An 11,631-nucleotide genomic window follows, 5' to 3' on the forward strand; every position below is an offset into this window, starting at 1 on the left:
ACATCAGTGACGGCGAGTCCACGGGCACCACCCGCGGCAGGACCACCCGGATCGACGGCACCCCCGCGATCGCCCTGCACGAGAAGGACGGCAAGGACCGCTACACCGCGTACGTGGCGACCGAGGGGAAGCCGTACCTGCTGCGGATCGACACCGCGTCCGGCGCCAAGGAGCCGGAGCACCTGTCGTTCACGGAGTACGGCAAGCCGGTGCCCGCACAGAAGCCCGCGGGGAAGATCATCGACCTGGACGCGCTGTAACACCCGGTTCCGGGCCGGGCCCGGCGCACGGTCAGAGCGGGTGCCGCATCCACACGTTGGGTTCGACGTAGACGGCATACCCGTGCTCCGGTTCACAGCGGACCGGGACCAGTGCGCCGGGCACCTCGACATCGCCCGCGGTGTCGAACGGCAGCCCGGTCCAGCGGCGCCACTCCTCCAGCGAGCCCGTCACGGTCATGGACGCGGGGGCGACGGAGTCGATGGTGGCGCCCGCCCGGGCGTGCACGCGCAGCCACGGGTCCTCGGGCAGCCCGTCGGGGCGGACCCGGCGGGCGTACTGCGCGATCGGGGTGCGCGGTTCGCGGTGCTTGGCGTTCGGGCGGACGGGGGCGACGACCTCGCGGAAGCCGCGGGCACGGGCGGTGTCCCGCATCGCCGAGAGCATGACGGCCGACAGTCCGCGGCCCTGGGCGTGCGGGGCGAGGGTGACCGAGACGGCGCTCACGGTGTCCGGGCGGGTGCCGCGGCGCAGGTCGGCGAAGGCCCACGCCAGGACCTGGTCCCAGCCGCGGGCCGGCAGGCTCCGCCGGCCGGCCACGTCCAGGGCGAAGGGCACGCTGTAGGCGTGGGCGACGACCTGGCCGTCCTCGTCCTCGGCGAACAGGGCGTACTCGGGGAGTTCGGTGGGGATGCGGCCGTAGTGCGCGTTGCCCATGAGGTCCTGGGTGACGAACTCCGGCCAGGTGTCGGTCATGCCGAGCACCGCCGGCAGCCGGTCGGGCCGCTCGGCGAGGCTGCTCACCTTGTAGTCCATGGCGGCCACAGTAGGTGGCGGGGTCCCGGGCGGGACAGCGGATTACCGGGGCGCCGGCCGGTCACCGGGCCCGGAAGCGGCCGGGTGCCGTGGTCGGGTTGCCGCCGGTGGGGAGTTTCTGGTCCGGGCAGGCGGCGAGGACCTTCTTCATGGCCGCCTGCTCGGCGGCGGTGACCCACAGGCCGTACTTCTTCTTGACCGCGACCTGGGCGGCCACGTAGGTGCACCGGTAGCCCTTGTTGGGCGGCAGCCAGGTGGCCGCGTCGCCGTCCCCCTTGCCGCGGTTGGTGCTCGCGTCGACGGCGAGGAGGTTGAGGGGATCGTTGGCCAGCGCTATCCGCTTGCTGAAGTCCCAGTACTTGGCGCCCTTCTGCCAGGCGTCGGACAGGGCGACGACGTGGTCGATGTCGACCTGGCTGCGGCCGCGCCGGTAGGTGATCTCCTTGCCGGAGTAGGGGTCGGACTCCAGCAGGCCGTAGGACACCTTGCAGGTGCCGCCGGTGAAGCGGACGTGCTTCAGGTCGCGTTTGAGGATGTCGTCGCGGGTGTCACAGGAGTTGGAGTCGGTGTCGGCCCAGGCGGTGCCGAACCGGTCCCGGGAGTACCCGGTCTTCGGTGCACGTCCCTTGACGGTCAGTGAGCCGGCGGCGGCCAGGGCCGGGCCCCCGCGGCCGGTCCGTTCGGGTCCGGACGTCCCGGCGTTCTGCCCGTCCTTGCAGCCGGCCACGGCGACCAGCACGGTCACGGCGGTGACCGCTCCGACCCTCAAACGCGTCACGGTACGTCCCCCTCGCTCACCCGGGTCCGCCCTCGGGCGCGGGGCGGATCGTTCCGCTCTCCACGGTAACGGCCCGTCGCCACCCGCAAGACAGGGCGTTAAGGGGCGATTACCGGGCAAACAGGACGGGTTGAGGAGGTGTCACGTCCTCCGTTCCCCGTCCCCTTGTCGACGCAAGAGGACGGGGAGCACGGAGGTGGGACACGAGGGCGGGATACGAGGGCGCGCTACGAGGGAACGGGAACTCGCGGCCTCACGGTCCTAACCCAGCACCGAGGTGAGGAACTCGCCGACCCAGGCCAGCAGTTCGCGGCCGACCAGCGGCTTGCCGCCCACCTTCGCGGTCTTCGGGCGGGGGACCAGCACCTGGTGTGCGGCGGGCTTGATGACCGTGCCCGGGTAGAGCCGCTTGAGCCGCAGCTCCTGCGACTCCCGCAACTCCACCGGGGCGAAGCGGATGTTGGTGCCCTGCAGGACGATCTCACCGACGCCGCACGCCCGCGCGAGCATCCGCAGCCCGGCCACCAGGAGCAGGTTCTCCACCGGCTCGGGCAGCTTGCCGTAGCGGTCGGTGAGTTCCTCGCGGACGGCCTTGACGTCCTCCTCGGAGTTGGCGGAGGCGATGGAGCGGTAGGCCTGCAGGCGCAGGCGCTCGCCGGGGGCGTAGTCGTGCGGGACGTGCGCGTCGACGGGCAGCTCGATCTTGACCTCGAGCGGCGGCTCCTCCTCGATCCCGCCGGTCTCCAGCTGGCGCCGGTAGTCGGCGACGGCCTCGCCGACCATGCGGACGTACAGGTCGAAGCCGACGCCGGCGATGTGCCCGGACTGCTCGCCGCCGAGCAGGTTGCCGGCGCCGCGGATCTCCAGGTCCTTCATCGCCACGTACATGCCGGCGCCCATCTCGGTGTGCTGGGCGATGGTCGCCAGGCGCTCGTGCGCGGTCTCCGTCAGCGGCTTCTCCGGCGGGTACAGGAAGTAGGCGTACCCGCGCTCGCGGCCACGGCCGACCCGGCCGCGCAGCTGGTGCAGCTGGGACAGGCCGAAGGTGTCGCCGCGCTCCACGATCAGGGTGTTGGCGTTGGAGATGTCGATGCCGGACTCCACGATCGTGGTCGACACCAGCACGTCGAACTTCTTCTCCCAGAAGTCGACGACCACCTGTTCCAGCGCGGACTCCGACATCTGGCCGTGGGCGGTCGCGATGCGCGCCTCGGGGACGATGTCGCGGAGCCTGGCGGCGGCTCGGTCGATGGACTCGACGCGGTTGTGGATGTAGAAGACCTGGCCCTCGCGCAGCAGTTCGCGGCGGATGGCGGCGCCGATCTGCCTCTCCTCGTACGGCCCGACGAAGGTGAGCACCGGATGGCGCTCCTCCGGGGGCGTGGTGATCGTGGACATCTCGCGGATGCCGGTGACCGCCATCTCCAGCGTGCGCGGGATCGGGGTGGCGGACATGGTCAGCACGTCGACGTTGGCGCGAAGCTTCTTCAGCTGCTCCTTGTGCTCGACGCCGAAGCGCTGCTCCTCGTCGACGATGACCAGGCCGAGGTCCTTGAACTTGGTCTCGGAGGAGAACAGGCGGTGGGTGCCGATGACGACGTCCACCGAGCCCTCCTTCAGCCCCTCCAGGACGGCCTTGGCCTCGGTGTCGGTCTGGAAGCGGGAGAGCGCGCGCACGTTGACCGGGAACTGCCCGTACCGCTCGGAGAAGGTGCCGTAGTGCTGCTGGACCAGCAGGGTCGTGGGGACGAGGACGGCGACCTGCTTGCCGTCCTGGACGGCCTTGAAGGCGGCCCGGACGGCGATCTCCGTCTTGCCGTACCCGACGTCGCCGCAGACCAGGCGGTCCATGGGGACCGACTTCTCCATGTCCTCCTTGACCTCGGCGATGGTGGTGAGCTGGTCGGGGGTCTCCGCGTAGGGGAAGGCGTCCTCCAGCTCCCGCTGCCAGGGCGTGTCGGCGCCGAAGGCGTGGCCGGGGGCGGCCATGCGGGCGCTGTACAGCTTGATCAGGTCGGCGGCGATCTCCTTGACGGCCTTCTTGGCGCGCGCCTTGGTCTTGGTCCAGTCCGCGCCGCCGAGGCGGTGCAGGGTGGGTGCCTCGCCGCCGACGTACTTGGTGATCTGCTCGAGCTGGTCGGTCGGGATGTAGAGGCGGTCGCCGGGCTGGCCGCGCTTGGCGGGTGCGTACTCCACGACCAGGTACTCGCGGGTGGCGCCCTGGACGGTGCGCTGCACCATCTCGATGTAGCGGCCGACGCCGTGCTGCTCGTGGACGATGTAGTCGCCCGGCTCCAGGGTGAGCGGGTCGATGGTCTTGCGGCGGCGGGCCGGCATCCGGGCGCCGTCGCGGGTGGCGGTGCGCTGCCCGGACAGGTCGGTCTCGGTGAGCACGGCCAGCCTGAGCGCGGGGTCGACGAAGCCGTACTCGATCGAGCCGCAGGAGACGTGCACCAGGGAGGGGCTCAGCTCGCCGAGGTCGGCGTCCATACGGGCGGCGATGCCCTCGCTGCCGAGCACCTCGACCGTGCGGGCGGCCGGGCCGTGGCCCTCGGTGACGAACACCGTGCGCCAGCCGTCGGCGAGCCAGCCCTTGGTGTCGGCGAGGGCCCGCGCGGTGTCGCCGCGGTAGGTCTCGGGGGCGTGCATGCCGAGCTTGAGGGTGTCGGCCTCCAGTTCGAGGTCCACCGCGAACGGCGACACCGACCACCACATCATGCCCAGCTCGCGGGCGCGGTCGCGGACGTCGGCGATGGACCGCAGGGAGGCGGCGCCGACGTCGATGGGGGCCTCGCCGCCGCCGGCGGTGGCCGCCCAGGACGCCTGGAGGAACTCCTGGGAGGTGGCCACGAGGTCGGCGGCGCGGGTACGGACCCGCTCCGGGTCGCAGACGACGGCCATGGCGCCCTGGGGCAGCACGTCGAGCAGCAGCTCCATGTCGTCCACCAGGACCGGGGCGAGGGACTCCATGCCCTCGACCGCGATGCCCTCGGCGATCTTGTCCAGCAGTTCGCCCAGCTCGGGGTGGGCCTCGGCCAGGGCCCGCGCGCGGGCGCGGACGTCCTCGGTGAGCAGCAGCTCGCGGCACGGCGGCGCCCACAGGCCGTGCTCGGCGACTTCCAGGGAGCGCTGGTCGGCGACCTTGAAGTAGCGGATCTCCTCGACGTCGTCGCCCCAGAACTCGATGCGCAGGGGGTGTTCCTCGGTGGGCGGGAAGACGTCCAGGATGCCGCCGCGCACGGCGAACTCGCCGCGCTTCTCGACCAGCTCCACGCGCGCGTACGCCGCCGCGGCGAGGGCTTCGACCACGTCGTTCAGGTCCGCGCTCTGGCCGGTCCGCAGGGCCACCGGCTCCAGGTCGCCCAGGCCCTTGACCTGCGGCTGGAGCACGGAGCGCACGGGCGCCACGACGACGGAGACCGGGCCGGTCTCGGGGTCGTCCGGGCGGGGGTGGGCCAGGCGGCGCAGGACGGCGAGGCGACGGCCGACGGTGTCGCTGCGCGGGCTGAGCCGCTCGTGCGGGAGGGTCTCCCAGGAGGGGTACTCCACGACGCCCTGTTCGGGCAGCAGGGAGCGCAGGGCGGCGGCCAGGTCCTCGGCCTCGCGGCCCGTCGCCGTGACCGCGAGCACCGGGCGGCCGGCCTCGCGGGCCAGGGCGGCGACCGCGAAGGGGCGGGCGGCCGGGGGGCCGACCAGGTCGACGTGCGGGCGGTTGCCGTCCGCCGCCGCCTGAATCGCTTCCGCGAGGGCGGGATCCTTGACTACGGCGTCGAGCAGACCGTGCAGGCTCATGAGGGCTTCCATCCGGGCAGGGGCAACGCAGACAGCCCGACACGTCTCACGGGCCGGGGCTGCCCAGCCTACGACGCCGAGGGCGACGACGCGGCGCGCGGACGACATCGGCGAGAACCCGGGTGCCCCCGCCGCGCCGGAACCCACACCGGACGGCCGGACCGACACGAGGCCCCACCGACGACCACGAGACGCCTCCGGCGGGCAACGGGCAGCGGGCAGCAGCGGCAGTGCGCACCGGGCGGCCGACGGCACCGGGCAGCGGGCAGCGGGCGGCGGACAACGGGCGACCGACGGCACCGGGCAGCGGGCGGCACCGGGCAACGGGCAACCGCGGCAGCCGACGGCAGCGAGCAACGAGCGGCCGACGGAGGGCGGCAGCCACGGCACCGGGCAGCCGACAATGGGCGGCCGACGGCGGCGGGCGGCCGACGGCGGCGGGCAGCCGCGGCAGCGGACACCGGGCAGCGGACAACGACGGGCAGCCGCGGCAGCGGGCACCAGGCAGCGGACACCGGGCAGCCGACGGCACCGGGCAGCGGGCGGTGGACGCCCCTGCGCGCCGCCCGCTCCCCCCACCCACCGCCGGCCGAATGGTGAGCGAGACGCCCCCCGCGCCCCCCGCGCCCCCCGCGCCGCCAACGGGCCGCCGAGTCGCCCCCATCCCCCGTCAGGCCGCTTCGCCGCTGTCCGTGAAGGCGACCGTCACCCCGCGTCCCGGTTCGACCGAGACGAGCAGGGCCGAGCCGAAGGCCCCGGCGATGCGTTCCAGCAAGGCGAAAGTCGGCATGCATTTCCCGTGTTCCAGCCGGGAGATCGCCGCCTGGGTCAGCCCGGAGAGTTCCGCCAGTTGCGTCTGGGTCATTCCGGCTCTTCCACGAAATTCACGGACGGCCCGCCCCACCGCTTGCTCCAGCTTTTCGTCGGGAATTTCCCCGCGTTCGGCACACGTCCAGATCATCCCCCGTCGATGACGCTGCACCTCTGACTCCCGGATGGCTCGATGCCGACGCATATCGGCCCAGATGTCCACGCAAAGGCTAGCCGCGAGCCGGCCACGCGGTCCCTCTGTTGAGCAAGATCTGAGCTTCGCCCACGACATATAGCGAGAATGGTATAGCGGCCAGCTGAAATGCATATAGCCAGCTCAGAACCCTGGAGCAATACATTCCGATTCCCCTCCGGACCACTTCCGGCACAAAGGAGATTGCCCGCCCGGTACGGACATGCCATGCTCACCGCCGTCCTCCACGGGAAAGGAAATGAGCCTTGACCAAGTTGCGCACCGCACTGTCCGCCATCGCCCTTTCGGGTGCCGTTCTCGCCGTCGGCGCCGCGCCCGCGCTGGCCGATTCCGCACCCGCCGGGTCCGTTTCTCCTTCGGTGACCGCTTCGCTGACGAAGGCGCAGAAGCTCTCGAAGCTGAAGAATCTCACCGAGGATTCCAACGCCTCGACGGGCAGGTGGCTCGACGCCATGAACCAGCACCTGGCCCACAAGCAGTCGATCGAGAAGTACAAGTTCAACTGGAAGACCGATTACTGCACCCACGCCCGGGACACCCTGCCCGGTGGTTACGACTTCAAGATGGCCTGCTGGCGGCACGACTTCGGCTACCGCAACTACAAGGGCCTGATCGGCAACTACTACTTCAAGAAGAACGGCCACAAGAAGCGCGTCGACAAGGCCCTCCTGAGGGACCTGTACTCCGCGTGCGACTACAAGCCGTGGGCGGACCCCCTGCCGCCCTCCGAGCGCAGCCGGCTGCGGGCGGCCTGCCGCAAGACCGCGAAGACGTACTACGACGCGGTCAGCGCCGCCGGCTGATCCACCGGCACCCACCGGCACCCCTGCACGAGGACGGCGGGGCGCGGAGAGGAACTCCGCGCCCCGCCGTCCGGCTTTCCCGTGCCTAGTCGGTGGCGATGGCGTTCAGCACGTTCATCCGCGCCGCCCGGAACGCCGGCACCAGGGCCGCGAACAGGCCCACGAAGGCCGAGCCGATGAAGACACCGGTGATCGTCGGCCAGGGGATCTCCAGGATCTTCAGTCCCTGCAGGGCGAGGAGCTTCTGGGCGGTCGCGCCCCAGCCCATGCCGAGGCCGAGGCCGAGCAGGGCGCCGAAGACGGCGATCACCACGGACTCCAGGCGGATCATGCTGCGCAACTGGCGGCGGGAGAGGCCGATGGCCCGCATGAGACCGATCTCCCGGGTCCGCTCGACCACCGACAGGGCCAGGGTGTTCACCACACCGAGGATCGCGACGATGATCGCGAGGGCCAGCAGGCCGTAGATCATGTTGAGCAGCTGGCCTATCTGGTCCTTCAGGTCCTGCTTGTAGTCGGTCTGGTCGCGCACGGTCAGCTGCGGGAAGTCGTCGTGCAGTGCGGCCTTGAGCGCCTGGTAGGCGGCGGCCTGCCGTCCGTCCTCGGCGGTGGCCAGGACCATCTCGTCGAGCGGCATCCGGCCGGCCGGGACGTACTTCGCGAGCGTGGCGATGGAGGTGTACACCGCGCCCGAGTCGATGAGCGTGTCGCTGCGGGTGATCGCCCGGACCGTCAGGCGGGCGGTGCGGCCGTCCTCGTAGGCCACGGTGATCGTGGAGCCGAGCCGGACGCCGTGGTCCTTCGCGAACTTCTCGGGCACCGACATGGAGTCGATCCGGTAGGCGTCCTTCACCTCGCCGGCCACGGTCTCGGTGCGGACGTCGGTGGCGTAGGCCGGGTCGACGGCCATGATGGTCGTGTTCGGCAGCCGCTTGCCGTCCGGGGTGGTGAAGGCGGCCTCCGTCCACTTGTACTCGGTGACCCGCTCCAGGCCCGGGGTGTTCTTGATCGCCTGCACCGCCTGCTTGGCGACGAGCCCGTCCTCCTGGTCGCTGCGGACGATGAAGTCCGCGCCCACGGTCTTGTCGAGCTGGTCGGAGGCGGAGGCGACCATGGAGGAGCCGACCACCGACAGGCAGGCCACCAGGGCGAGGCCGATCATCAGGGCAGCGCCGGTGGCACCGGTGCGGCGCGGGTTGCGCAGCGCGTTGCGCTCGGCCATCCGCCCGACCGGCCCGAACATCCGCAGCAGGGCCGCGCCGAGGACCCGGACCAGGCCGCCGGCCAGCAGCGGTCCGATGACGACGAAGCCGATCAGGGTGAGCACCACGCCGATGCCCAGCCAGCCCGAGCCGGTCTTGGCCTGGCCGGCGGTGGCAGCGACGTACAGGCTCCAGCCGCCGGCGGCGGTGAGGAGCAGTCCGAGGCCGGCCCGGACGGCGCCGGCCCTGGCGTCGGCCGGGGCACCGGCGTCGCGCAGAGCGGCCATCGGGGAGACCTTGCCGGCGCGCCGGGCGGGCAGGTAGGCGGCGAGGACGGTGACGACCACGCCGAGGAGCAGGCCGGAGGCGGGGGTGGTCCAGGCGACGGTCAGGTCGTCGGTGGACAGGTGCATGCCGATGCGGCCCATGAGCTTCATCAGGCCGACGGCGATGCCGACGCCCGCGCCGACACCGAGCACGGAGCCGATGACACCGAGCAGCAGCGCCTCGACCAGGACGGACCGGTTGACCTGCTTGCGGGAGGAGCCGATGGCGCGCATCAGGCCGATCTCGCGGGTGCGCTGGGCGACGAGCATGGAGAAGGTGTTGATGATCAGGAAGATGCCGACCAGGAAGGCGATCCCGGCGAAGCCGAGCATCGCGTACTTCATGACGTTCAGCGTGCTCTGGACGTCCTTCTGGTTGGCGTCGGCGACCTCCTTGGCGGTCTGCACCTTGTAGTCGTGCCCGAGGGCGGCGAGGACGTTCTGCTTCAGCTGCGCGTCGGTCACGCCCCGCGCGGCGGTGACGTTGACGTCGGTGTAGACGCCGGTCCGGCCGACGAGGGTGCGCTGGGCGGTCTCCGTGTCCAGGTAGAAGATGGCCGCGCCGGGGTTGGTGACCTTGAAGGCGGCGATGCCGGACACGCGCGCGTGGTGCGTGCCGACGGCCGTGATCACGCCGATCTCGTCGCCGAGCCTCAGGTGGTGCTTGCCGGCGGTGTCGGCGTCGACCATCACCTGGTCCGGGCCCCTGGGTGCCGTACCGGAGGTGATCTTCATGGTGCGGGCGTCGTTGCCGTTCCAGCTGCCGACGATGGTGGGCGCGCCGCTGCTGGGCGACAGCTTGTCCTTGTCGGCGTCGACGACGGTCACCGAGGTGGAGAACACCGTGCCCTCGGCCGACCGCACGCCCTGGGCGGTGCGGACCTTCCCGACCACGGCGGCGGGCAGCACGGGCGGCTTGCCCGTGCGGGAGGTGGTCTGCCCGGTGTCCGAGGAGCCCTTTGCGCTGACCTGGACGTCGGAGGAGGTGGCCTGGAAGAGCTTGTCGAAGGTGGTGTTCATGGTGTCGGTGAACACGAGCGTGCCGCACACGAACGCCACCGACAGCAGGACCGCGACCGCCGACAGTGCCATGCGGCCCTTGTGCGCGAGGAAGTTGCGCATCGAGGTCTTCAGGACGGTCATGAGGTGCGCCCCCGGGCGTCGAAGTCCTTCATGCGGTCGAGGACCTGTTCGGCCGTCGGCTGGTACATCTCGTCGACGATCCGGCCGTCGGCGAGGTAGAGCACGCGGTCGGCGTAGGAGGCGGCCACCGGGTCGTGGGTGACCATGACGATGGTCTGGCCGAGTTCGTCCACCGAGCGGCGCAGGAAGCCGAGGACCTCGGCGCCCGCGCGGGAGTCGAGGTTCCCGGTGGGCTCGTCCCCGAAGATGATCTCGGGGCGGGCGGCGAGCGCGCGGGCCACGGCGACGCGCTGCTGCTGGCCGCCGGAGAGCTGGGTGGGGCGGTGCTTGAGGCGCCCGGCGAGGCCGACGGTCTCCACCACGCGGTCCAGCCAGGCCCGGTCGGGCTTGCGGCCCGCGATGTCCATGGGCAGCGTGATGTTCTCGAGCGCGTTCAGCGTGGGCAGCAGGTTGAACGCCTGGAAGATGAAGCCGATGCGGTCCCGGCGCAGCTGGGTGAGCTTCTTGTCCTTCAGGCCGGTGATCTCGGTGTCGGCCAGGTGGATGTGACCGCTCGTCACCGTGTCGAGGCCGGCGAGGCAGTGCATCAGGGTGGACTTGCCGGACCCGGAGGGACCCATGATCGCGGTGAACCGGCCGCGGGCGATGTCCACGTCGATGTGGTCCAGGGCGACGACACGGGTCTCGCCGGACCCGTAGGCCTTCACGACCTGCCGCGCCCGCGCGGCAACGGCCGTAGTCCCTCCAGTGCCCCCGTGCCTGGGAATGGTCACAGCCGATGTCACGGTATGTCTCCTATGTGGGTCGACGGATCGTGCGTGCTGCCCGGGGTCCCGGGCGGTCGGTCTTGGGTACGGCGATGAGTCTCGCGGCCGGCGGGGGTGTCGCGCGCTGGTGCGGAGCCCCGTCTTTCCGGGGGGAAAACCCCACCCCCGCCGGTGCGGTCCGCCGCCCCCCAGCGGCGTAAAGCCAGGTTAAGGAAGGCTCCCGGCCGGTCTCGTCCTCCGCCGGGACGACCCCGCCCCGGGCCGGAGTACGGAGGAACCCCTAGGGGTGCTCCACCGCCGGGTGGAGCCGTCCTCCGGGTCGCCTCCACCCTTCGGCGCGGGAAGCCTCCACCCTTCGGCGCGGGAAGCCGCCGCCCGCCGGTGCGGGAGCCCGCGCCCTTCCCCGACGTCAGGGGCGGGCCCGGCCCGCCGTGGGAAGCTGTCGTCGCGGTGATGCGTGCAGGGGGCACGGGGCAGTGGCCGTCGGGGAGCACGGGAGGGGTGTGCGGTGGGGAGTACGACACCGGCGATACGCGGCGGGGCCGACCGGCGGCAGGACACCGGGCGGCGCGGGGCGGTGGTCGCCGCGCTCATGCTGTCGATGGCACTGGCGGCGCTCGACTCCACCGCCGTCTCCACGGCCGTACCGCAGATCGTCGGCGACCTCGGCGGGTTCGCCGTCTTCTCGTGGCTGTTCTCCGGCTACCTGCTCGCCGTCACCGTCACGCTGCCGGTGTACGGCAAGCTGTCCGACACCTTCG

7 protein-coding genes and 2 pseudogenes are annotated in these 11,631 nt (G+C 71.6%); 3 read left to right on the plus strand and 6 right to left on the minus strand.

All coding sequences use genetic code 11. The features are described 5' to 3' along the window. Positions 1-260: pseudogene (locus tag IE312_RS40835) on the plus strand (hypothetical protein); the annotation flags it as partial. A gap of 31 nt (positions 261-291) precedes the next feature. Here the strand turns inward: IE312_RS40835 and IE312_RS19030 are convergent. The 4 genes from IE312_RS19030 to IE312_RS19045 all read right to left on the minus strand — a co-directional run bounded on the left by IE312_RS19030 (position 292) and on the right by IE312_RS19045 (position 6,638). Next, positions 292-1,035, minus strand: a complete 744-nt coding sequence (locus IE312_RS19030) for a GNAT family N-acetyltransferase (protein WP_189983325.1) — start codon at positions 1,033-1,035, stop codon at positions 292-294. A 61-nt stretch (positions 1,036-1,096) separates the two neighbouring features. Next, positions 1,097-1,813 (minus strand): HNH endonuclease family protein, encoded by a 717-nt coding sequence (locus IE312_RS19035; RefSeq protein ID WP_189983327.1) that lies wholly within the window; start codon positions 1,811-1,813, stop codon positions 1,097-1,099. A gap of 261 nt (positions 1,814-2,074) precedes the next feature. Beyond that, positions 2,075-5,605 carry a transcription-repair coupling factor gene (gene mfd / locus IE312_RS19040; RefSeq protein ID WP_189983329.1) on the minus strand — a complete coding sequence of 1,177 codons (3,531 nt, stop codon included), beginning with the start codon at positions 5,603-5,605 and terminating at the stop codon, positions 2,075-2,077. A gap of 670 nt (positions 5,606-6,275) precedes the next feature. Next, a complete protein-coding gene (locus IE312_RS19045; protein ID WP_229900113.1) occupies positions 6,276-6,638 on the minus strand; it encodes a helix-turn-helix domain-containing protein in 363 nt (120 codons plus the stop codon). A gap of 236 nt (positions 6,639-6,874) precedes the next feature. On the opposite strand from IE312_RS19045, the gene IE312_RS19050 reads away from it, so the two are divergent. Beyond that, positions 6,875-7,432 (plus strand): phospholipase A2, encoded by a 558-nt coding sequence (locus tag IE312_RS19050; RefSeq protein ID WP_189983331.1) that lies wholly within the window; start codon positions 6,875-6,877, stop codon positions 7,430-7,432. Positions 7,433-7,517: 85 nt separating this feature from the next. On the opposite strand, the gene IE312_RS19055 is transcribed toward IE312_RS19050, so the two are convergent. Then, entirely contained in the window at positions 7,518-10,103 is a 2,586-nt protein-coding gene (locus IE312_RS19055) for an ABC transporter permease (protein ID WP_189983333.1), read from the minus strand. After that, entirely contained in the window at positions 10,100-10,888 is a 789-nt protein-coding gene (locus IE312_RS19060; RefSeq protein WP_189983334.1) for an ABC transporter ATP-binding protein, read from the minus strand. The genes IE312_RS19055 and IE312_RS19060 overlap by 4 nt, the downstream gene beginning before the upstream one ends. A 490-nt stretch (positions 10,889-11,378) precedes the next feature. Here IE312_RS19060 and IE312_RS40840 point away from each other — a divergent pair. Continuing rightward, positions 11,379-11,631, plus strand: a pseudogene (locus IE312_RS40840) (MFS transporter); the annotation flags it as partial.

This window comes from Streptomyces capoamus, from assembly GCF_014654935.1.
Classification (GTDB): Bacteria; Actinomycetota; Actinomycetes; order Streptomycetales; family Streptomycetaceae; genus Streptomyces; species Streptomyces capoamus.

What these genes read in the sequence shown, in the direction of transcription:
- IE312_RS19030 (WP_189983325.1), bottom strand. Translation starts at nt 1,035, where the DNA reads ATGGACTACAAGGTGAGCAGCCTCGCCGAGCGGCCCGACCGGCTGCCG.
- IE312_RS19055 (WP_189983333.1), bottom strand. Translation starts at nt 10,103, where the DNA reads ATGACCGTCCTGAAGACCTCGATGCGCAACTTCCTCGCGCACAAGGGC.
- mfd (WP_189983329.1), bottom strand. Translation starts at nt 5,605, where the DNA reads ATGAGCCTGCACGGTCTGCTCGACGCCGTAGTCAAGGATCCCGCCCTC.